21 protein-coding genes are annotated in these 21,309 nt (G+C 69.8%); 13 read left to right on the forward strand and 8 right to left on the reverse strand.

Annotation, left to right across the window (positions count from 1 at the left end; all coding sequences use genetic code 11):
• Positions 1-116 precede the first annotated feature (116 nt).
• From ACFY1U_RS49605 to ACFY1U_RS49625, 5 genes are all read left to right on the forward strand, one after another.
• A complete protein-coding gene (locus ACFY1U_RS49605) occupies positions 117-815 on the forward strand; it encodes a response regulator transcription factor (protein ID WP_390700703.1) in 699 nt (232 codons plus the stop codon).
• On the forward strand, positions 812-2,434 hold the full coding sequence (locus ACFY1U_RS49610) for an ATP-binding protein (RefSeq protein WP_390700704.1): 1,623 nt from the start codon (positions 812-814) through the stop codon (positions 2,432-2,434). Before ACFY1U_RS49605 ends, ACFY1U_RS49610 begins: the two co-directional genes overlap by 4 nt.
• Positions 2,435-2,604: 170 nt before the next feature.
• On the forward strand, positions 2,605-3,897 hold the full coding sequence (locus ACFY1U_RS49615; protein ID WP_390700705.1) for a PucR family transcriptional regulator: 1,293 nt from the start codon (positions 2,605-2,607) through the stop codon (positions 3,895-3,897).
• A 271-nt stretch (positions 3,898-4,168) separates the two neighbouring features.
• Complete coding sequence (locus tag ACFY1U_RS49620; protein WP_390700706.1) at positions 4,169-5,392, forward strand: acyl-CoA dehydrogenase family protein; 1,224 nt, start codon at positions 4,169-4,171, stop codon at positions 5,390-5,392.
• A 107-nt stretch (positions 5,393-5,499) separates the two neighbouring features.
• A complete protein-coding gene (locus tag ACFY1U_RS49625; protein WP_390700707.1) occupies positions 5,500-6,075 on the forward strand; it encodes a flavin reductase family protein in 576 nt (191 codons plus the stop codon).
• A gap of 9 nt (positions 6,076-6,084) precedes the next feature.
• Here the strand turns inward: ACFY1U_RS49625 and ACFY1U_RS49630 are convergent, their stop codons facing one another.
• Complete coding sequence (locus tag ACFY1U_RS49630; protein WP_390700708.1) at positions 6,085-6,714, reverse strand: TetR/AcrR family transcriptional regulator; 630 nt, start codon at positions 6,712-6,714, stop codon at positions 6,085-6,087.
• 145 nt (positions 6,715-6,859) lie between these two features.
• Here ACFY1U_RS49630 and ACFY1U_RS49635 point away from each other — a divergent pair, with 145 nt between their 5' ends.
• Complete coding sequence (locus tag ACFY1U_RS49635; protein WP_390700709.1) at positions 6,860-7,630, forward strand: SDR family NAD(P)-dependent oxidoreductase; 771 nt, start codon at positions 6,860-6,862, stop codon at positions 7,628-7,630.
• Positions 7,631-7,795: 165 nt separating this feature from the next.
• On the forward strand, positions 7,796-8,089 hold the full coding sequence (locus tag ACFY1U_RS49640) for a hypothetical protein (RefSeq protein ID WP_390700710.1): 294 nt from the start codon (positions 7,796-7,798) through the stop codon (positions 8,087-8,089).
• On the opposite strand, the gene ACFY1U_RS49645 is transcribed toward ACFY1U_RS49640, so the two are convergent.
• The gene (locus ACFY1U_RS49645; protein WP_390700711.1) at positions 8,038-9,123 is read right to left on the reverse strand and encodes an amidohydrolase family protein; all 1,086 of its coding nucleotides are present in this window, start codon (positions 9,121-9,123) and stop codon (positions 8,038-8,040) included. The two genes, ACFY1U_RS49640 and ACFY1U_RS49645, sit on opposite strands and share 52 nt — an antisense overlap.
• Before the next feature lie 309 nt (positions 9,124-9,432).
• Here ACFY1U_RS49645 and ACFY1U_RS49650 point away from each other — a divergent pair, with 309 nt between their 5' ends.
• The gene (locus tag ACFY1U_RS49650) at positions 9,433-10,584 is read left to right on the forward strand and encodes a GAF domain-containing sensor histidine kinase (RefSeq protein ID WP_390700712.1); all 1,152 of its coding nucleotides are present in this window, start codon (positions 9,433-9,435) and stop codon (positions 10,582-10,584) included.
• Entirely contained in the window at positions 10,581-11,231 is a 651-nt protein-coding gene (locus ACFY1U_RS49655) for a response regulator (protein WP_390700713.1), read from the forward strand. Before ACFY1U_RS49650 ends, ACFY1U_RS49655 begins: the two co-directional genes overlap by 4 nt.
• 59 nt (positions 11,232-11,290) lie before the next feature.
• On the opposite strand, the gene ACFY1U_RS49660 is transcribed toward ACFY1U_RS49655, so the two are convergent.
• The 4 genes from ACFY1U_RS49660 to ACFY1U_RS49675 form a co-directional block, all read right to left on the reverse strand.
• Positions 11,291-11,527 carry a dihydrodiol dehydrogenase gene (locus ACFY1U_RS49660; protein WP_390700714.1) on the reverse strand — a complete coding sequence of 79 codons (237 nt, stop codon included), beginning with the start codon at positions 11,525-11,527 and terminating at the stop codon, positions 11,291-11,293.
• A gap of 11 nt (positions 11,528-11,538) precedes the next feature.
• Entirely contained in the window at positions 11,539-12,078 is a 540-nt protein-coding gene (locus tag ACFY1U_RS49665; protein ID WP_390700715.1) for an aromatic-ring-hydroxylating dioxygenase subunit beta, read from the reverse strand.
• A gap of 61 nt (positions 12,079-12,139) precedes the next feature.
• A complete protein-coding gene (locus tag ACFY1U_RS49670; protein ID WP_390700716.1) occupies positions 12,140-13,351 on the reverse strand; it encodes an NAD(P)/FAD-dependent oxidoreductase in 1,212 nt (403 codons plus the stop codon).
• Between the two features lie 2 nt (positions 13,352-13,353).
• Positions 13,354-13,545, reverse strand: a complete 192-nt coding sequence (locus ACFY1U_RS49675; protein ID WP_390700717.1) for a ferredoxin — start codon at positions 13,543-13,545, stop codon at positions 13,354-13,356.
• Between the two features lie 334 nt (positions 13,546-13,879).
• Between ACFY1U_RS49675 and ACFY1U_RS49680 the strand changes: the two genes are divergently transcribed.
• A complete protein-coding gene (locus tag ACFY1U_RS49680) occupies positions 13,880-15,193 on the forward strand; it encodes a Rieske 2Fe-2S domain-containing protein (RefSeq protein ID WP_390700724.1) in 1,314 nt (437 codons plus the stop codon).
• 132 nt (positions 15,194-15,325) lie between these two features.
• On the opposite strand, the gene ACFY1U_RS49685 is transcribed toward ACFY1U_RS49680, so the two are convergent.
• On the reverse strand, positions 15,326-16,270 hold the full coding sequence (locus ACFY1U_RS49685) for an SDR family NAD(P)-dependent oxidoreductase (RefSeq protein ID WP_390700718.1): 945 nt from the start codon (positions 16,268-16,270) through the stop codon (positions 15,326-15,328).
• A gap of 293 nt (positions 16,271-16,563) precedes the next feature.
• Here ACFY1U_RS49685 and ACFY1U_RS49690 point away from each other — a divergent pair, with 293 nt between their 5' ends.
• From ACFY1U_RS49690 to ACFY1U_RS49700, 3 genes are read left to right on the forward strand one after another with little or no spacing between them, the layout of a single operon-like run.
• The gene (locus tag ACFY1U_RS49690; protein ID WP_390700719.1) at positions 16,564-18,198 is read left to right on the forward strand and encodes an acyl-CoA synthetase; all 1,635 of its coding nucleotides are present in this window, start codon (positions 16,564-16,566) and stop codon (positions 18,196-18,198) included.
• A gap of 36 nt (positions 18,199-18,234) precedes the next feature.
• Positions 18,235-20,316: a thiamine pyrophosphate-binding protein gene (locus ACFY1U_RS49695; protein WP_390700720.1), complete on the forward strand. Its 2,082-nt coding sequence runs from the start codon at positions 18,235-18,237 to the stop codon at positions 20,314-20,316.
• Positions 20,304-20,981 carry a hypothetical protein gene (locus tag ACFY1U_RS49700; RefSeq protein WP_390700721.1) on the forward strand — a complete coding sequence of 226 codons (678 nt, stop codon included), beginning with the start codon at positions 20,304-20,306 and terminating at the stop codon, positions 20,979-20,981. The genes ACFY1U_RS49695 and ACFY1U_RS49700 overlap by 13 nt, the downstream gene beginning before the upstream one ends.
• Before the next feature lie 23 nt (positions 20,982-21,004).
• Here ACFY1U_RS49700 and ACFY1U_RS49705 read toward each other — a convergent pair whose 3' ends face one another.
• Positions 21,005-21,175, reverse strand: a complete 171-nt coding sequence (locus ACFY1U_RS49705; RefSeq protein ID WP_390700722.1) for a hypothetical protein — start codon at positions 21,173-21,175, stop codon at positions 21,005-21,007.
• Positions 21,176-21,309 lie beyond the last annotated feature (134 nt).

The following is a 21,309-nucleotide window of genomic DNA, read 5'->3' on the forward strand; positions in this document are numbered from 1 at the left end:
GGCGGGGCCGGGAGCGTGTCCCGGTTGCCTGGAGGCCCCCTTTGATACCTGTTGAGCGCTCTGCCCCACCTGGCACCGGCATCGAAGGCGCATCCCGCGCAGGTGCCCCGACCGGCGTGAACCTGCTGGTCGTGGACGACGAGCCCACCGTGCGGGAACTGCTGTGCGCGGCCCTGCGGCACGCCGGGTTCACCGTCGCCGCCGCCGGCACCGGCCAGGAGGCCCTGGACCGGGCGGAGGAGGTCTCGCCCGATCTCGTTCTGCTGGACGTCATGCTTCCCGACCTCGACGGCTTCGAGGTGATCCGCCGGCTGCGTGAGCGGTACCGGTCGGCGGCGGCGCCGCGCACAGGCCACATCCCGGTCGTGTTTCTCACCGCCCGTGACGCGACCCAGGACAAGATCGAGGGCCTGGTTCTGGGCGGCGACGACTACGTCACCAAGCCGTTCGACCTCCGGGAGCTGATCGCGCGCATCCGGGCCGTGCTGCGCCGCACGAGCGGCGACCCCACCGCGCTGCTGCGCGTGGCCGACCTGGAACTCGACCCGGACGGCGTCCAGGCGGCCCGTGCGGGCGAGCCGCTGCGCCTGTCGCCCACCGAGTTCCGGCTGCTGCACTACCTGATGGCCAATGCCGGGCGGACGGTCTCCAAGCCGCAGATCCTCCAGCGGGTGTGGGACTACGACTTCAACGGCGACACCGGCATCGTCGACACCTACATCAGCTATCTGCGCCGCAAGATCGACAACGGTGGTCCGAAGCTCATCCACACCGTGCACGGCGTGGGGTACGTGCTGCGTGGAGCGAAGACGTGACCAGGCTCCCTCGGGCCCGTGCGCTGTGGGCGCGCGCGTCCCTGCGCAGCCGGGTGCTGCTGTTGTCCGTCGCCCTGCTGGCGGCCGGCTTCACGGCGTTCGCCCTGGTCACCGGAAACGCCCTGCGCGGCTATATGGAGAACCGCGTCGACGCCCAACTCCGGGCCGCCGCACAGGTACTCGCCGTCCTGCCGGCCACGGTGGCGGAGAACGGAGCCGACCGGACGCCGCCGGCGTACCTCGCCGACTTCAACACGGCCGTCCTCGGCAACCCCGTCATCACGTACGTCACCGCGGAAGGCGCCGTCGAGAGCAGCATCGACTCCTTCGCCGCGGACCGGACGAGCAACGCGCACGGTCCGGCACTCGCCCGGCTGGACACGGCCGCCGTCGAGGCCCACGGCGGCCGCTCCTTCACCGTCGGCAGCACGAAGGGCGACGCACGCTGGCGGGTGATCGCCGTGCCCAGAGCCGCGCGTGCCGCGCTGCCGGGGACCGCGGTGACGAGCTCCGCCGCCTCCGGCAGTGTGGTCGTGGCCATGCCGATGGGCCAGGTGGACGGCACGGTGGGCCGTATGTGGCAGAACTACCGGACCACCGGCCTCGCCCTGCTCGCCGTCCTGGCCGTGGCGGGCTGGTTCGCGGTCCGCTCCGGGCTGCGTCCGCTGTCCCGCGTCGAGCAGACCGCCGCCGAGATCGCGGGCGGCGACCTGTCCCGCCGGGTGCCCGAACTGGCCGGGCCCAAGACGGAGTTGGGGCGTCTGGCCGCCGCGCTGAACAGCATGCTCGGGCAGTTGGAGACCGCGTTCGCCGCGCGCGCCGAGTCCGAGGCGCGGATGAGCCGGTTCGTCGCCGACGCCAGCCACGAGCTGCGCACCCCGCTCGCCGGCATCAAGGGCCTGACCGATCTGCACCGCATGGGTGCCCTCCCCGCACGCGAGGACATCGACGCCACGATGGACCGCATCGCCCGCGAGTCCGAACGTCTCACCCGGCTCGTCGAGGACATGCTCCAGCTGGCCCGCCTCGACGAACACGCGCTGAAGACCACGGAGAGCCCCACCGGTTCCCCCGCCCCCGGCCTCCCACCCGACCTCGACCTCACCCCCACCGACCTGCGCACCCTCGCCGCCGACGCCCTCCACGACGTACGCGCCCTGGACCCGGCCCGCACCGTCACGCTCACCGGTCCGGGCGGTGACGGCCCGCCCGCGCCCGCACCGGCCCTCGCCGACGAGGCCCGGCTGCGTCAGGTCGTCACCAACCTGGTCGGCAACGCCGTCACCCACACCCCACCCGGAACCCCCCTCCGGATCGGCGTCGGCACGGTCGGCGACCACGCCGTCCTGGAGATCGCCGACCAGGGACCGGGTCTCACCCCGCAGCAGAGCGGCCGTATCTTCGAGCGCTTCTACCGCGCCGACACCTCACGCAACCGAGCCACCGGCGGCGCCGGCCTCGGCCTGTCCATCGTCCACTCCCTGATCACCGCTCACGGCGGACAGATCGAGGTCGAGTCGGCCCCCGGCGAGGGCGCCACGTTCCGGATCCTGCTGTCCCGGCTCACCGATCAGCCGACTTCGGCAAGCCCGCCGGAACCGGCGGTTCGCCCGCGGTGACCGGCGCCTGGGCGGGCCCGGGGGGGTGGTCGCAACACGACGAGGGTGCAGCGGCTGCTGCGCACCGGCGGTCGAGATGGTCCAATCTTCATATTCATCTGAGAGCCGTCGAGCCGAGCCACGCGGACTGGGACAGTCGCGTCGCAGGACGGCCGGGACGGGAGGCGGGGTTGGCCGAGCACATCGGAGCGTGGGTGAGGAAGCTGCACCCGGCCGTGGACCCCGGGGAGCCCACCTGCACTCGCGAAACGGTACGCCGTGCGATCGACCAGGTCGGTGACCAGCCGGTCGCGTGGGCGGTCGCGGTGGCGGCCGACATCGTCCAGGACGGCGCGTTCCCGGATCTGACCGGCACCGGCCTGAGAGGCCGGCAGGTCATGCGCTCCAGCATCGAGTCGATCGTCATCTCGACGCTCCTCGCCATCGAGGCCGACGGCCACCCACCGGCCCAGATCCCGCCCGAGGCGGAGGCACACCTGGTGGACCTGGTCCGCCGCCGGGTTCCGGTCGACCTGCTCCTGACTCATCAGCGCAGGATCCACTCACAGCTGGCCGATCACTTCATGGGCGGCTGCCGCTCCCTGGTGCCGCTCACCGATCTCGCGGCATCACTCGAGCATGTGTCTCATGTGCTCTTCGAGTTCGCCGACACCTTCGCCACCATCACCGCCGAGTCGTACGCCGCCCAGAACGAGCGGTTTCTGAGCAGCACCGCCGCCGCCAGGTACGAGACGGTTCTGGCACTGCTGGCGGGGGAGGGCGCGGTCGACGCGGCGTCCCGGCAACTGGCCCACCCCCTGACGAACGCGTACCACATCGGCCTGGTGCTGCATCCGGCCGACTCGCCCAGCCACACCGCGGATCACCTGGACCACCTGGCCCGGTCCCTCCTGCGCGGTTTCGGCGCGGACGCTCAACTGGTGGTGCCGGTGGACCGTACCGAGACATGGGCGTGGGGGGCGTTCCGGGCGCGGCCACCGGGTGAGACGCCGCTGCTGCCCGGCGGGGCCGACGTGCTGGTGGGCGTGGGGGCTCCGCATCGAGGCGTCGAGGGTTTCCGGTCCACCCATGAGGAGGCCCTCGAAGCCGTGCGGGTCGGGGCTTTCGGTGCGCGCTCGACGGCGGGCGCGAGTGTCGTCCGGTACGACGAGGTCCGGCTGCTCTCGCTGCTGATCGCGGACCCCGGCAAGGCCGCTCGCTTCGTGCGCGACGAACTCGGCGCGCTGGGATCGAGCGCGGCTTCCACCAGGGTTCTGCGCCGGACGGTGCGGGCCTACCTGGACTGCCACGGCAGTCCGGCGGAGGCCGCCAAGGAGCTGCGGGTCGCGAAGAACACGGTCATCTACCGGGTCAAGCGGGCGGAGGAACTCCTGGGCCGCTCCGTCAGGGACTCCCAGCTCGAACTGCACGCGGCACTCCGCCTCGCGGAGCTGTTCCCCGATCTGGACGACACCGCTCACTGACGGGCACACGTCGCGAATCCCGCGCACCCGGGGCACGGGCCGGCCGACCTCCGGCGTGAGCTGCTCGACGCACGAGCCCGGCGACCGCGCCACCGTTCTGGACCCCACCTTGGACCCACCTTGGACCCGTTTTGGACCCCGGGCCCAATCGGCGTCGAAAGCTTGGCAGGTCAGGCATAGAGACCGGCGTCACGCCGGGACTTCAATCGGCAGCAGGACGATATGGCCGGCCACCGCTTCGGCAGGTGAGCCGCCGAGGCAAGGAGGCCTCATGACTGCTCTCGATGACGTCACGACGTTTGGACCGGAGGCGCAGAGCGAAGCGCGCGAACGTCTGCTGCGGACCGCCCGCGACCTACGGCCGCTCCTGCGTGAGCATGCCGACGAGTCCGAGCGCAACCGCCGCCTGGCCGAGAACACGGAGCGGGCCCTGCGCGAGTCCGGGTTGTTCCAGGCCACGACGCCCCGCCGGTCGGGCGGAGTCGGCGGAGACGTCCGGACCCTCATCGAGCTGTCGGCCGAGATCTCTCGGGGGGACTCGTCCGCGGGCTGGGTCGCCTTCATCGCCAACACGACCGCGTTCGGCATGGGCCTCTTCCCCGACGACGTGCGGGAACTGGTGTACGGCCCGGACCCCCGCAACGTCGCGATCAGCCAGTTCGCCCCCGGCGGGACCGCCGAGAAGGTCGACGGTGGCTACCGCATCAACGGCAAGTGGGGCTTCGCCTCGGGCTGCTACCAGGCCCAGTGGACGCTGAACGCGTTCCTCGTCCTCGACGCGGAGGGCCAGCCATCGGAGGTGCGGTGGGCGCTGATGCCGCTGGCCGAGATGCGCATCGAGGACACGTGGTACGTCGTCGGCATGGCGGGGACCGGCAGCAACACCCTCGTGGCCGAGGACCTCTTCGTCGAGGACCGGTGCACCCTGGACCTCGAGACGTTCATGGGCACGAGTGTCTTCCCGATCTGGCACGACGACGAGACAAGCTACCGGGCGCCGCTGAACGCTCTCGCCTGTCTCGGCCTGTGCGGTCCGCTGCTGGGCATGGCCGAGGCCGCCTGGGACTTCACGACGGAGAACCTCGCCAAGGGCCGCCCCATCAGCTACTGGGCCTACACGGACCGCCGGGACGCCCCCAGCTACCGCCTCGCCCTCGCCGACGCACGGGTCGCGATCGACGCGGGCCGCATGCATCTGCTCAGGTCCGCCGACGAGATGGACGACGCCGCGCGCGAGGGCCGGGTCCTCGACGCGGCGGCCCGGGCGCGGATCCGCGGCGACTCCGAGATCGCGACGCGTAACTTCCGCCAGGCGGTCACGCTCATGCTCGACATCGTCGGCACGAGCAGCTTCGCCCAGGCCAACCCGCTCCAGCGCGTCTGGCGTGACCTGACCGTCGCCAGCGGCCACGGCCTGAACAACCCCCTGCTGAACCGGGAGGTCTACGGCCAGAGCCTCGTCGGTCGCGACACCGCGGAGATCGGTTCGCTCTGAGGCCGTCACGGCCCGGCCGGCACGGCCTGACTCCTGCGTGGTGGCCCCGCGGCCCGGCCCTCGGGGCCACCACGGCGGGACTCGACACGTCGAAAGGACCTTCCGCCATGACGACATTCGCCATGCCTTCTCCCGCTCACCCCCCGATCCACCTGACCGCAGCGGAACGGGCGGAGTCACTGCCGGCCGAGACCTTCAGGTCGGCGTTCCGGATGCACCCCTCCGGGGTCGCCGTCGTGACCGCCGACCTGGGTGGGCGGCCGGTCGCGATCACGGTCAGCTCGTTGGCCTCCGTCAGCGCCGAACCGCCGCTGATCGTCTTCTCCGTCTCCTCGCGGGCCTCCAGCAGCGCGGTCCTGCGGCGGGCCGACAGCGTCGTCATCCACATGGTGGGCAGCGACCAGCTCTGGCTCGCGCAGCTCGGGGCCACCAGCGGGGTCGACCGCTTCGCCGATACGAGTGCCTGGACGCGGTTGGCCACGGGCGAACCGGTCTTCACGGCAGCCCCCGCGTGGGTCCGAGGGAAGGTGGTCTCCCGTATCGAGGCGGGAGAGGCCTGGATCTTCGTCGTCCACGCGGTGTCGGCGTCCGTGCCCGAGGGGGCCGCCGAGCCGGTGGCGGCTCCACTCGTCTATCACTCCCGGTCCTGGCACCGGCTCGATGATCGCTCGAAGCTGGCGTGACGCGGGCCGTTACGGCGTGCCGGTGAGGTTGCGCATCACCTCGTGCACCTGCTGCGGGGTCAGCGGGGCGGCCGGGAGCGGGCGGGCGGCTTCGGCGCGCAGGCCGTCGAGGGTGAAAGCGACGCCCCGGCGCCAGGCCTCGGGGGCCGCGTCCGTCAAAGCCTGGGCCAGCAGGCCGTTGGCGCCGAAGATGAACAGCAGGTCCTCTCTTGTGAAGTCGGGGCGCAGGGCGCCGGCCTGCTGAGCCCGCTGGATGAGGCGCGTGGCGGCGACGTGGGTGCTCTGGCAGATGGCCATCAGGCGTACGGCGTCCGGATAGCTGCCGGTGACCACGTCCCTGATCACGGGGTCGGTGACCTGCAGTTCGCACATCGTCTCGATGTAGTACGCGAATCCGTCCCAGGCGTCGTCACGGGCCAGGGCCTCTTCGGCGACCTGGCCGAGTCGCTCCGCGGCCAGGTCGGTGACCACTTCGTCGATGAGCGCCTCGCGGCTGCCGAAGAGGTTGTAGAGCGTGCCGTGGCTCACGCCGGCGCGGCGGGCGATCTCCTTCAGGGGGGCCTGGAGGCCGCGCTCACGGAAGAGCTCGGCTGCCGCTGTTCGCAGCTTCTGGGCGTTGCGTTGCGCGTCGGCCCGCATCCGGCGTCCCTCCTGCTCGTGTGATGGGCGTCCATGGTCGCATTCTCCGACAGCACCGAAGTTGACCTAGGGGTCAAGTTCGATGCTAGGCTGGGACCTTAAGTTGACCCATTGGTCAAGATAACTCACGGCAAGGAGAATTCCCATGTCCAAAGTCATCGCCGTCTTCGGTGCCGGCACCGGCCTGGGCCTGTCCGTTGCCCGCCGCTTCGGCCGGGAAGGCTTCCGCGTGGCCCTGGTGGCCCGCCGCAAGGAGCGGCTCGACGCCCTCGTCGCACAACTCGCCGACGAGGGCGTCGAGGCCACCGCCTTCCCCGCCGACCTGTCCGACCCCGCGGGGGTTCCCGCCCTGGTGGACGCCATCCGCGACCACTTCGGCCGGATCGACGTCGTCGAGTACGGGCCGATCGGCGCCGACCAGGCCTTCAGCCCGGCCGCGCAGCTGGACGCGGCCACTCTGGAAAAGATCTCCCGGGTGCTCCTCCTGACGCCGGTGGAGGTGTTCCGCGCCGTACTGCCGGAGCTGACCGAACGCGGCGACGGCGCCCTGCTGATGACCACCGGCTACACGGCGGTGCAGGGTGTGCCTCACATCAGCGGCCCGGGCCCGGTGATGTCCGCCGCCCGCAACTACGTCTACGCGCTCAACGGCGAACTCGCCGGTACCGGCGTCTACGCCGGCACCCTCACCATCGCCGCCCTGATCACCGGCAGCGAGTCGTACGAGGCGGCCACCAAGGGCGACATCGACCTTCCGGACACCGGCATCGAGTTCCCCGTCGTCCACCCGGACGAACTCGCCGAGCACTACTGGAACTTGTACACCCGGCGTGACCGCGTCGAGCTGGCCCACCCGGTGGAGCTGACCCCGCAGGCCGGTTTCGCCGCGCCCCCGCAGGCCGACGCCACCGCGTAACCGCCGGGAACCGCACGGCAGTGGCCGCCCGGAGCCGACCGAGCCACGGTTCCTTCTGCGCCGACCCCGGACGGCCCCAGCCTGCGACACCGCCCCGCGACCACGGCCCTCAACGCGGGGGAGGAGCAAGGAAGTCAGCGCACGGGCGCTCGGTCGAAGTCGGCGGTGTCCGGCCTGGCCACGTTCGCCCTCGCCACCATCGGCGCCTCAGCCACCTTCCCCATCGCCAGCCACCTGGTGTCCGGCACCGCGGCGGAACGCTCGCTGATGGTGGTACCCACCCCGACCTCGCTGCCTCCCCAACTCCTGGCAGGACGACGTCAGATGGAGGAGCCGGCCGTCGCTCCGGCTGCGGAGTCGGTGTCGGACGACCAGGTGATCGGGATGCCGGCCGACCGGGCCCGGAATCAGGGCCTGCGGCTGACCGGTGAGGGCGGGGTGCTGCAAGCCAGGCTCTGAACCCCCTTCCGGCCTCGTGTCCGGTCGCCGAGCCTGAGCAGCCGTTCGGCGTTGCGGTGCGCGATCTTCTCTCGGTCCGGAGAGCTGACCGGAAGGGCGTCGAGGAACGCGCGGGCTTCGTCGTTGCTGCTGTAGGGGTAGTCGACGGAGAACAGGATGCGATCGGTACCCAGGGCGTGCACGGCGGCGGCGAACGGGGCGTGGTCGAAGACGCCGCTGGTGGTGACGTAGATGTTCTCGGTGAAGTACTCCTGAACCGGCCGCTGGAGGCCGCTGGTCCCGCTCAGTATCCAGTTCGCACGCCAGATCATCGACGGCAGCGCCTCGCCCATGTGGCCGATGACGAGTTGCAGGCGCGGGAACCGGTCGAACACGCCGCCGAGGATCAACCGGAGCACGTGGAGGCCGGTGTCGACGTGCCATCCCCATGCTCCGGAGGCAAGAGCGGCGTTGACCGTCGGGGAGAAGCCGGAGTAACACGCGTCCACCACCGCCTGGGGCGGGTAACCGGGGTGGAGGTAGACAGGGACGGCCAGCGCCTCGGCGGCCTCGAAGATCGGCCAGAAGAACTGGTCGTCGAGATACCGTCCGTTGACGTGTCCGTTCGTCATCGCCCCGACGAACCCCAGGCTGCCGACGGCCCGTTCGAGTTCCTTGGCGGCCGCGCCGGGATCGGGTGTCGGGAGGGTGGCGAACCCGGCGAAGCGGTCCGGGCGGACGGCGATCGCCTCGGCCGCGACATCGTTGGCCTCGGCCGTGAGCCGCACAGCCGTGCTCGCGTTCAGGCCCTCCGTGCCCGGCGTGGTCTGTGAGAGAACCTGCACATCGATGCCTGCCGCGTCCATGTCCGCCAGCCGCTGCTCGCCCAGATCGAGGAGGCGCGCGAGTGTCTGCTCGCCGACCCCCGAGAACCCCGCTCCGGCGAGGCCGTCGTGGGGGTCTCGCACCTGGGGTTTCCGCAGCAGGGGATGATCCGCGTTCGCATCCCGAAGGGCTTGCGTGCTGAAGTGCTCCTCAAGAGCGATGATCGTCATCAGCCGATCCCGCCGTAAGGCATGAGCCGCATGTTCCGTGCCCCTTCCTCATATTCCACCGCATGCCGGCCGCGACCACGAAGACGGCGTGTTTGTTCGTAGAGCGGTGCGCTTTCCTCGTGCGCCTCGTGCGCCGCGTGCGCTTCGTTCGCTAAGGGCCCCGGCAGGATCCCGGCGACACGCACGACCGTAAGGTCAGGTCCTGCCGCTGTAACACCTGCGAAGGAAGTAACTGGGCCCTACTTTCGGCCGGTTACCGCTCCATGGTCAGCTAGTCCGCGCTGTGTTACGTTGCCGTCATTCAGCAACGTGGCTGCAGAAGAGCGGTACGTCATGGACAATCACGCGCCAGTAAAAGCCATCGCACTGCAGCGTACGCCGGCGGCCGTTGTCCAGGCCGCTGTTGACGTGGCGCGAGACACGTTGGGCTCTGATGTCGCCTTTGCCGCGGTCGGGTCCGGTTCCACGGAATTCCCCATCGCCTCGGCGAAAGGGATTCGCGACCCGCGGTGGAGCAGCATCGTCGTTCGCCCGCACACCGGGCTCGGAGGCGAGGTCCTGGCGCGGGAACGTCCCATGATCGTCGCGGACTACGCGACGGACTCACACATCAGTCGCGACTTCGTCGAGATCGTGGCGCGCGGAGAGGGGCTGCGAGCGGTCGCCTGTGTCCCCGTGCTCGGCCCCGCGGGTGTCGAGGCGCTGCTGTACGCCGGTGCGCATGCCGAGGGAGTGCTCGGCCACCGTGCGGTCGCAGTTCTCGAACAGCTCGGCGCGTTCGTCTCGGTGGGGCTCGAACAGATTCGCGCGCGCGAGATGGAACTCGAGCTCGTCCGACTGCGCGAGCGGGAGCGCCTCGCCAACCAGCTCCACGACTCGGTCGCACAACGGCTGTTCACGATCGGCGCCGTCGCTCAGGCGTCTCGTGCCCAGGTCGACCCGGCAGGCCTCGTCGACGCGATCGAGGAGATCGAGACGACGGCGGCGGACGCGCGCCGCGAGCTGCGCGACACGCTCCTCAAACTTCACCGCGATCCTGAGAACCTCGCCTTCGACGCACAACTCGACGGCGAACTCCGCCTGTTGGAGAAGGCCACCGGTTGCATGGTGCGCGTTGTGCGACGCGGCACCTTCGAACGCGTGCCGGAACACATCGCCCGGCTGGTGATCGACACGGCGGTCGAAGGGATGCGCAACGCCGTGAAGCACGGGCACGCTGCTTTCGTCGGTGTGGAGATCGTCCACACCGGGGGAAGACTCTCGCTCGTGGTCAGGGCATTGGGCGTCGACACCCCGCCGAACACCCCTGGGAAAACGTCGGAGACGGGAACCGGGACCGGTATCCGCACACTGCGCACACGAGCGGAGCGGCTCGGAGGTTCACTCCGGCTCAGGACGGTCTCGACCGGTCGCGCCGTGCTTCAGCTCGATCTTCCGTACAACGATCTGGCGGTCGGATGAGAGTGCTCCTTGTCGACGACCATCCGGTGGCGCGCCGCGGACTGCGCGCGGTTGTGACCTCCCATCTGGGAGAATGCGAGATCTTCGAAGCCGAAGACGCGACAACGGCTCTCGCTCTCGCTCACGACAAGCGTCCGGAGATGATCCTGTTGGACGCCCGGATGCCCGGGTCCATGCCGCCGGACGAACTGTGCCAGGAACTGCGTGAGTTGCTTCCGGACGTCGTCATCGTCATTTTCACCGCCTTCGACGACCCCTCGGTCATTCACGCGTGTTTCGCCGCCGGAGCGAACGGGTGTCTCCTGAAGGACACGTCAGAAGTCAATGTCGGCGCCGCCCTGCGGGCGCTCCTGGCGGGACAGTTCGTGATAGACCCACGGATCGCCAGGGAGATCGCCCCGGAGGTCAGCAGGCGTTATGAGGCGAAAGCGGCGACGAGGCTCACCGACCGGGAACAGGAAGTGCTCACGCTTCTCGCACACGGCTGCTCGAACCGCAAGATAGCGCAACAGCTGTGTCTCTCCGAGACGACCGTGAAGGGATATGTGACCGGCCTTCTGCACAAGCTGGACGCGTCCTCCCGGCTGGAGGCGGTCGTCCGCGCGTACGAACTCGGGCTTGTCGTGCCCGGTGCACTGGGTGCGTGACCGGGTTTTCCGCCGAAGGCCGGCCGGTGTCCGGGGCGTCACGTCCGTAAGGGCACGTGTCACTCCTCTTCCGCGTCCCGCCCGACGGAGCCGCGCAGGAAGCCGGAGAACGTCTCCGCGGTCTGCCAGGTGAGGCTCTCGAGTTCGACGGCGTCGAGCAGGATCCGGTACCCGCGCCGGTGGGCGTGGATCTCCAGTCGCTCGCCGTTGCGGGTGTGGACCTTTCTGACACGTACGTCGGCGAACTCGTTGGAGACCTGGATCGGCGGGTCGTCGCTGTACTGGTATTCGGACATGGCCACCCCGCCTAGAGGAAGACGCCGAGGTTGGCCGTACCGAGGACCGTGTGGTTGAGCAGCACTTCGCGCCGCCGCAGGCGCCACTCGCCGGCCTCCGAGCGCAGTACGTCCTGACGCTCGGCCACCAGCAGGTCGTAGTCGGCGGTGTCCCACTGGGAGCGGTGGAGCATCAGGTAGCTCTTCACCTCCACCTCGTCCGGCGCCAGTTCGCGCACCCGGACATTGGTCACGAGACGGCGGGTGCGCGAGGGCGGGTCCTCGGCCCACGCATGTTCCGTCAGCAGTCGGTCGACGCGCAGGCGCATGGACGCGTAGGTGTCCTTCATATGGAAGGCCTCCCTGCTGAACTCCGAGATTCCCGCCGAGCGTTCTCGCGTCGTCCGGATCGGGATCAGGTACTCGAGATCCTCCGACAGACAGGTGCCGAACCAGCCGGAGTAGTCGGACTCGTCCAGGAGTTCGGCCTCCCGGTACAGAAACTGCGTACAGGTTCGCTCCAGTTCCGCACCCACCAGAGCTGTACCTGTACTTGTCTGCTCCACCGTCATCGCATCGCCTTTCACGCCAGGTCAAGAGGGTTCAAGAAGGTCCGAGAAGGTTCAAGAAGATTCAAGGAGATATGGATGAGGCGTCGACCCGCTCGGCATGTGATCCACTCCGAGCAAGCAGACGCCGGAACTTGAGCATGCTCCGCGTCGAGTTGAGCGCGACCACGCCCGTCAACCGCTCATCGCGCTCGTAGAGCGCCACGAACCGCCGCTCGGCGACCGATCCCTCGACGATCCGGATCCGGTCGGTCGGCTGCGGGACTCCCGCGATCTCGAACTTGGCGCCGTACTGCTCGGACCAGACGAAGGGGACCGGCCCATAGCTGCCGGACGCCCGGCCGTCGAGGAGGGCACGGGCGACGAACGCCCCCTGCTCGGACGCGTTCGTCCAGTGTTCGATCCTCATCGTCTGCTCGAACAGCGGGTTGAACCAGCGGGCGACGTCACCCGCCGCGTAGACACCGGGGACCGACGCGGCGCAGCGGTCGTCGCACAGCACTCCGTCGGAGATGTCCACGCCGGACCCTGCGAGCCAGTCGGTCACCGGCCGTGCGCCGATGCCCACGACGACGAGGTCGGCTTCGATCATGCGGCCGTCTCTGAGGCGCACCCGCTCCACGCGCGCACCGCCGTCGAACCCCTCGACCGCCGTGCCGCAGACCAGCCGCACTCCGGCGTCCATGGGGATCTCGGCGCATGCGCGAGCGATCTCGGAACCGAGCACGCGCGCCATCGGAGCCGCGAGCGGCTCGATCAGCACCACATCGCACCCGAGCCGGCTGGCGGCTGACGCGACCTCGCAGCCGATGAAGCCGCCCCCGACGACGGCGACGCGCGGCGAGCCCTGCAGCGCGGACCGGATCGCGAGGCAGTCGTCGACCGTGCGCAGGGGGTGGATACCTTCGAACAGGTCCCAGTCGCGCGGCATCCACGGTGCGCTGCCGGTGGCGATCACCAGTTCGTCATATCCCAGCGTTTCGCCGTCATCGAGTTCCAGTGCCTTTCCGACCGGATCCAGGGCGCGCGCCCTGCTTCCGAGCCGCAGGTCGAGGTCGAGCGCGGCCCCCTGGTCGCCGGACAGCAGTTGAATGTCGTCCAGCGAGGCCCGGCCCTCAAGCACGGCCTTCGACAGCGGCGGACGGTCGTACGGCAGGTGCTCCTCCGCCCCGACCAGCACGACCTCGCCGTCGAAGCCGCGATCCCGCAGGGTCTCGGCGGTGCGGACGCCCGCCAGCGAAGCACCGACCACGACGACGCGCCGACGGTGGGACATCGTCAGTCCTCCAGGTCCAGCGCACGCGCCGGACAGGCGCGGACGGCATCCCGCACCCCGGCCCGCAGCTCCTCCGGGGGATCCTGGCGCTGGAGTTGGACGAACCCGTCGTTATCGAGATCGAACACCTGCGGCTCGGCGACGACGCAGTTGCCGTAACCCTGACACCTCGTGTGGTCCACCAGTACCTTCATGTCACTCATTCCCTGCCGGCGACCCGTTGCTCGTCACCGGCCGCAAAGCGCTGACGTCGGTCGAAGCCGACTGTATGGCCGCGCCCTGACGGCGAACAGCGTCCAAAGGTCGGGGACAGGTTGCTTCCTTTGAAGGGGTTACACCCGTGGATCGGCAGGTTAGCGTCGGCGAAGCTGTCGCCCGGAATTTCGACGAATCACCCTGTTCGACCGGGCGCATTTCGGCCGGACATATTTCGACCGGGCACATGGAGAAAGTGAACGCGAGGAGGCTCTTATGGTGTCTGCTGACCAGCAGGCCGGAACTGGCGGTTACGGTTCGCTGAACGGTTCGATGCAGACTTTCCTCTCGGAGGTCCAAAAGGACCTGGAGCAAGGGGTGTTGTCGCCACGGGCGCTGAACGACCCAGATCTCCATCGTGCCGAGCTGGACCAGATCTTCACACGGTGCTGGGTTTTCGTCGGACATGTCTCGGAGATTCCCAGTCCGGGAGACTACGTGCTCCGCTATGTCGGCGAGGACCAGTTCATCCTGGTCCGCGACGAGAACGGCGAGATCCAGCTGCTTCTGAACAACTGCGTGCACCGTGCCTCGCCGGTGTGCCGGGCCGAGAAGGGAAACACGTCGCACTTCCGGTGTCCGTATCACGGCTGGATCTACAAGAACTCCGGTGAATGGAACGGCGCGCCCTTCCGCGCCAAGGCCTATCCCAAGATCGACGCGGCGAGCTGGGGCTTGCGGAAGGCGCCTCAGGTGGACAGCTACCAGGGGCTGATCTTCGCCTGCCTGGACCCGGATGCGGTGCCGCTGCGTGAGTACCTGGGCGACATGTGCTGGTACCTGGACGTGCTGTTCGACCTCAACGAACAGGGGATGAGGGTGGCCGGCGATCCGCACCGCTGGATCGTGCCGGCCAACTGGAAGTCGGGAGCCGAGAACTTCGTCGGCGACGCCTACCACGTGCAGTCCGCGCACCGCTCGATCGAAGACATCGGTCTCGCCCCCGACATCGGGAGGTCGGCCACGAGCAATTTCCAGATCACTCTCGAAGGCGGGCATGGGCTCCTCGTCATCCCGGCTCCCCTGCCCGAGCCGCACTACGGGATCATGGGCTACCCGCCCCAGGTGACCTCGACCTTCGATCTCACGCGGTTCGCCGCCGACCAGCGTGAGTTCCTGGAGTCCCGGTACTCGGTGGTCGGGTTCACGATCTTCCCGAACCTGTCTCTCATCAAGGCTGCCACGTCGACCGAACTGGGCCGGCCACCGGCGACCTTCACTTGCCTGCGACAGTGGCAGCCGCGCGGGCCCGAGGAGTTCGAGCTGTGGAACTGGCCTCTGGTGTGGAACGCGGCGCCGCCGGAGTTCAACCAGGCCTCGTACGACGCCGCCGTCCTGGGCTTCAGCCCCTCGGGGATCTTCGAGCAGGACGACACCGTCGTCTGGCGCGGCGGCCCCATGGTGGGGCGCTCCCCGTTCGCCCGTAGGGACATGAAGCTCAACTTGCAGATGGGGCTGGAAGGGACGAGCGCGTACGAGCCCTTGGCCGATTGGATCGGGCCCGGCGTGGCCACCGCCACGGCTTTCGGCGAGCGGAACCAGCGCCTGTGGTGGCGGCGCTGGAGTGAGGCACTGGGGTCGTCCTGACAGAGCGAGTCCGGATGCTGACGCATGGTGACGGCGGGCGGCAAGCCGCCCGCCGTCACCATGCGAACACGCGCACACCGGGCGCGGCGAACCGGACGGCATCCGCCTGCGCCGGGCATCTGCTGCTCTCGCTCACGCGGTCCGTGGTGTCGTTTCGTACGGCTTGACGATGTCGTACATGAAGTCGCCACCTTCGGGATACGGGACCGTTGCCGAGCGGTCGAGCGCTTGCTTCATCGCGGCCGGCAGGTCCTCGATCGTGAGGTCCGGGTTGGGCTGTGTCGCGGTGGTGTGGCTGAGGAACGCCTCGCTGACGGAGCCGGCGGCTGCTTCGATCACCTTGCCGGAGACCGTGCAGTCCTCGTGGGCGAGCCATGCCGCGACCGGGGCGACGACCTCGGTGGTCAGCCCGGAGTCCAGCCTCTGCTTGCGGGTCTCCTCGGCGAGCATGGTCTGCAGTGCCACGGTGTCCGCGTACGGCGCGATGGCGTTCGCCGTGATCCCGTGCCGTGCTCCCTCGGCCGCCAGCGAGCGGGTCAGTCCCACGATGCCGAGCTTCGCGGCGGAGTAGATCGACTGGGTGGGCAGCCCGCCCAGCGCGACGGCCGAGCTGACGTTGACGAGGCGCCCGTAGTTCTGGGCGGCCATGTGCGGCCATGCGGCGCGGCACATCCAGATGTGGCCCATGAGATGCACGCCGATGACCCGTTCGATGTCCTGGTCGGTGATCTCGTCGAAGGTCGCGAACGGGGCGATGCCGGCGTTGTTGATCAGAATGTCCACGCGGCCCCAGGTGTCGAGGGCGACGTCCACGATCGCCCGCGCCGTGTCCCGCTCCGCCACGGAGTGGCCGTCGGCGACGGCCTCGCCGCCCGCCTTGCGGATCTCCTCGACCACCGCCTCGACGCCGGGGCCGATCTGCCCGCGTCCGTCGGGCCCGACACCGAGGTCGTTGACCAGGACCTTGGCGCCCCTTGATGCCAGCAGCAGCGCGTACGACCGCCCGAGCCCGGGGTTGCTGCCCGCGCCGGTCACGATCGCCACACGACCGTCGAAACGAAACTCGTCGGCGCTCATCCGTCCTCCACGGTGACGTTGGGGTTGACGAAGCCCCCGGGCGCGGACGCACGACGGTGCTCTCGAAGCCGCACATGGTGCCCGAGCCGGCCGGGGGACGACGCTGCGACGCTAAGGGCCCCGCTCCGACCGCCACCAGCGTCCGAAGGTAGGTCACCGGGCGCTCCCTTTGGAGGGTTTACGGCGAGGGACCGGCCGGGCGAATCTCGGATCGCCGCAGCCAGTTGGGAGTGCGCGGGAAAGAGGGATAGCGTATGTCGGTGACACGTCCGGGACGGGATGCCGTACCCAACATGACGGACTACGACGCCGAGCGGGCCCGGTTCCGCTGGGATGTTCCGGAGCGGTTCAACGCCGTCCTGGACATCCTCGAGCGCCGGGCGGAGCACAGCCCGGACGATCTCGCCCTGGTGACGCTGCGCCGCGACGGCGCCGTCGCCACGTCGTTCACCTTCCGCGAACTCAGCCGGGCGAGCCGGCGGATGGGCCATGCTCTCTCCGGGCTGGGGGTCGGCAGGGGCGAGCGGATCTTCGTGATGCTCCCGCGGATCGCCGAGTGGTACATCGCCATGCTCGGCGCGATCCGGATCGGCGCCGTCCCCGTTCCCGGCACGCCGCAGCTGACGTCCCGTGACATCGAGTACCGGATCGACCGGTCGGAAGCCGTCGCGGCGATCACGGACGGCGACGGGGCGGTCAAGATCGACAAGATCGCCGAACGTCTTCCGGCGCTCGCGCACCGCATCGCCGTCGGTCCCGCGCCGTCCGCCGGCTGGCACACGATGGACGATCTGCTGGCGCGGGCGTCGGACGCGCCGACGCCGGCCGACCCGACCGCCGCCGACGACATGATGCTCATCTACTTCACGTCCGGCACGGTCGCGTACCCCAAGATGGTCGCGCACACCCAGGCGAGCTTCGGGCTCGGCCACACGGTCACGGCCCGCTACTGGCAGGATCTCCGGCCCGGGGACCTGCACTGGACCCTGTCGGACACGGGATGGGCGAAGGCGGCCTGGAGCAAGCTCTTCGGGCAGTGGGCACAGGGCGCGACCGTCCTGGAGATGGACCTGGGCAAGTCCGACCCCGAGCTGATCCTCGACACCCTGGCCCGGCACGGGGTCACGACGTTCTGTGCGCCGCCGACCCTGTACCGCTCGCTGGTCGTCGCCGATCTCGCGCGCCATGACCTCTCCAGGCTGCGCCACTGCGTCTCGGCCGGGGAGCCGCTCAACCCCGAGGTGATCCGGATCTGGGAGGACGGCACGCGCGGGCTCGTCGTCCACGACGGCTACGGCCAGAGCGAGACGGTCAACGTGCTCGCCAACTTCCGTTGCCTGCCGGTGCGCAACGGGTCGATGGGCAAACCGGTTCCCGGGTTCGACGTCGACGTGGTCGACGACGACGGCACCCGTGTGTCCGTCGGCGAGGAGGGCCATGTCGCCATCCATGTCGAACCGGAGCGTCCGCTCGGGCTGTTCGCCGGCTACTGGCGTGATCCCGACGCCACCGCGGCCGCGTTCAGGCACGGCTGGTACTACACCGGCGACCGGGCGCGCCGTGACGAGGACGGCTACTTCTGGTTCGAAGGCCGTCAGGACGATGTGATCACCTCCTCGGGGTACCGCATCGGCCCGTTCGAGGTGGAATCGGCGCTCGTGGAACATCCGGCCGTCGTCGAGGCCGCGGTCGTCGGGCAGGACGACCCCGCTCGTACGCAGATCGTCACCGCGTTCGTGCTCCTGCGTCCTGGCACCGAGCCTTCACCGCAGCTCGCCGAGGAGTTGCAGGAGCACGTGAAGCGCCTGACCGCGCCGTACAAGTACCCGCGCGAGATCCGGTTCGTCACCGAGCTGCCCAAGACGGTGTCCGGGAAGATCCGCCGCGGTGAGCTGCGCGACCGGCTACGGGGCACCGCCGGTTCCTGAGATCCGCCGCTACAAGGCACGTGGAGGAGTTTTTCGATGACAGCTGCTGACGAGGCCGCGACGCAGATCGACGGCAAGTGGGATCTCACCGTGCGCCCGGGGGCGTTGCCGCCCCAGAGCGGTGTGCTCACCCTCACCCGGAACGGCGACGCGCTGGCGGTGCGGTTCGAGAACCCGGAGGGCTCGGGCACCGGCGAGGGAACCGTCGACGGGCGGAGCCTGTCGTGGACCGTCGCCGTCGGCGCCAACCCGGTCCCGCTGCGCTTCGAGGCCGATGTCGACGGCGACCTTCTCCTGGGCCGCGTCGAGCTGGGATTCGGGGCGTTCAAGGAGCGGGCCCCGGTGGAAGGCGTGCGCGTCGGATCGGGCGCACGGGTACCGTTCCGGGAAGGATCCGTCGCGGTCGCGGAGACGCTCACCGCGTCCGGGATCGAGTACGTCTTCGGCTACACGGGCGGGGTGTCCACGAGCCTGGAGCGCAGCATCATCGCGCACGGCATCAAGGACTTCAACGCGCGCAACGAGCTGTCCGCGGCGTGGATGTCCTACGGCTACAACCGCGTGAAGCGGCGGGCCGCCTCCGCGGCGCTCACCTGGTGCGTCGGCGCGCTGCACGCCTCGCCGGCCGTTTACGCGGCCAAGCTCGACTCCACACCCCTGGTGCTGATGCTGGTCGAGAGCGCCGCGGCGTGGGACATGCGGGACATCCTGCAGGACGCGACCGAGCTGTTCCCGGCGTTCAAGCCGCTGTCGAAGTACATCAAACGCGTCGTCGACGGCGAGGACCTGCCGTTGGCCGTCCGGCAGGCGGTGCTCGCGGCGAGCACCGGCAAGTTCGGCCCCGCGGTGCTCGACCTCACCCAGGGCGCGATGTACCAGCGGACCACGGTCAGGACCGAGCCGCTCACGCTGCCGGAACCCCCTGCGGCGGGCGAGGCGAGCGTGCGGCGGACGCTGGAGTTGATCGAGGCCGCCGAGCGACCCGTGATCCTGGCGGGAGCGGGCATACATTTCGCCGACGCCACCGGCGAACTGCGCAGGTTCGTCGACGCGACCGGCATTCCGGTGGTGTCGAGCGGGGCGGGCGGCCGTGCGGTGCTGCCGGACGACCACCCGCTCTACGCGGGCGACATGAGCGGCTGGGGGTACTTCGGAACCGGCACCAAGGTGGCCGAGGAGGCCGACCTGTGGATCGCGGTCGGGTTCTCCTTCTCCCAGACGGCCACCTTGTCGTGGTCCCTCGCCAAGCCGGAGAAGGTCGTGCACGTCGACATCGAGCAGTCCCAGCTGGGCCGGATCTTCCAGCCCACGCTGGGCGTCGTCGCCGACGCGAAGACGTTCCTCGCCCAGCTCAACGGCCAACTGCGGGCTTCCGGCCCGGAGAGCCGGCACCGCGCGGACGAAGCGCGGACAGCCGAGATCGCCACGGCGAAGGACTCCTACACTGAGACGCTGAAGTCCTTCGTCGGCACCGACCCGATCATGCCGGCCGCGATCGGCCAGATCCTCTCGGAGGAGGTCCCCGCCGGGACCGTCTTCGTCAACGACGAGGGGTTCCCGGTGCCGGGGATGGTGTACCGGGAGTCGAAGTATCCGGACGGCTTCGCGGCTCCGCTGGGCTTCCACTACGCGGCGCTCGGGTCCTCGCTCCCGGTGGCGATCGGCGCCAAACTCGCCGCGCCCGACCGCCTGGTCGTCAGCGTCGGCGGCGACGCCGGCTTCTACTACGACTGCGGCGAACTCTCGGTGCTCGCGGAGCGCAATCTCAGGGTCATCAGCATCGTCCTCAACAACGGTGGTCTCTACGGCGGCCGGCGCGGCCGCGAGCACGGGGGCCCCGGCTCGATACCGTTCACGCACTGGACCGACCTTCCCGAGACCGACTACACCGCCGTCGCCCAGGGCTTGGGCGTGCCGGGGGAGCGGGTGGAGAAGGCGGACGAACTCGTGCCGGCGATCCGGCGCGCGATCGCCGCGGACGGCCCGTACTTCATCGAGGTGATCACGGCCGCCAGCACGATGCACCTGCACCTGGGCGGATGGCCCGATCCGGACCCCAAGACCACCCGCAAGGCCGGCCATGGCGACCTGTCCGTCGACGGCTCGTGGCCGAACTGACGATCGCCGCATCCCGGTCCGCGAGGGCCGGAGCGTCTTGGAAACGTGGCTCAACCGATCTCAAGGAGGAGATCATGGCGACTGTTGAACAGCAGAAGGAAGCGACGCCGACGGGGGCTCGCCTGCCGGACATGACGAGGTTCGTCGATTTTCTCGAGGCCCAGAAGGCGGCGACACAGAATCCGAAGCATGCCGCGATGATCGACTTGCTGATCGAGCACTCGGTCGCCGAAGTGCGGGATCACGACATCGACCGGACGATGGCGACGCTGGTGCAGGACTGCGTCTACCACAACTACGGCGACCCCGAGATGGTCGAGCGGCAGGGCGGCCGGGTCATCGAAAGGGACGTGGTGCGCGCGAACTACCTCGCGAACATGGCCAACGGCACGCTGGAGATGGACGCCCTCGAAGTCGACGTCGAGCACTTCTTCATCAACGATGACGCCATCGCCTGGGACGGCTACACGCGGTTCCGGCTACCCGGCGCGGCGCTGGCCGAGGCGGGAGTGCCCCTGCCGGACGGGGGAACGGCCGAGGACGTCTACGTGCAGACGACGAGGGCGGTCATCGTCATCCCGTTCCGCGACGGGCTGATGGTCGGAGAGGACTTCTACTTCGACGGCAGCGGCACCCTGGGGAAGGCGGCTTCCGGGAGCGACTGACCGACGGCGGACCCGGCAACGGTTCAGCACACCAGGTCCGCCTTGGAGATGCGGCCGTGGACGCCCTTGACGATGTCGACCACACGGGAGACAGGGACGTCGGCGGCCGTGCCGGGGTGGGCGAGGCCGACGGGGCCGGGGGCGGCGTACCGGTCTGTGAGGAGGGTGAGTGCGTCGCGTACGGCGTTGCGCAAGGCCTCGTCGAGGTCGCGGGGGGGGGGGGGGGGGGGGGGGGGCCCCCCCCCCCCCCCCGGGGGCACCCGGCCCCCCCCCCGGGGGGCCCCCCCCCCGCCCCGCCCGCGCGCGCCGGGCCGGCGCGGGGGGCCCG

The sequence above is a fragment of the Streptomyces sp. NPDC001351 genome (assembly GCF_042896045.1).
Taxonomy (GTDB): domain Bacteria; phylum Actinomycetota; class Actinomycetes; order Streptomycetales; family Streptomycetaceae; genus Streptomyces.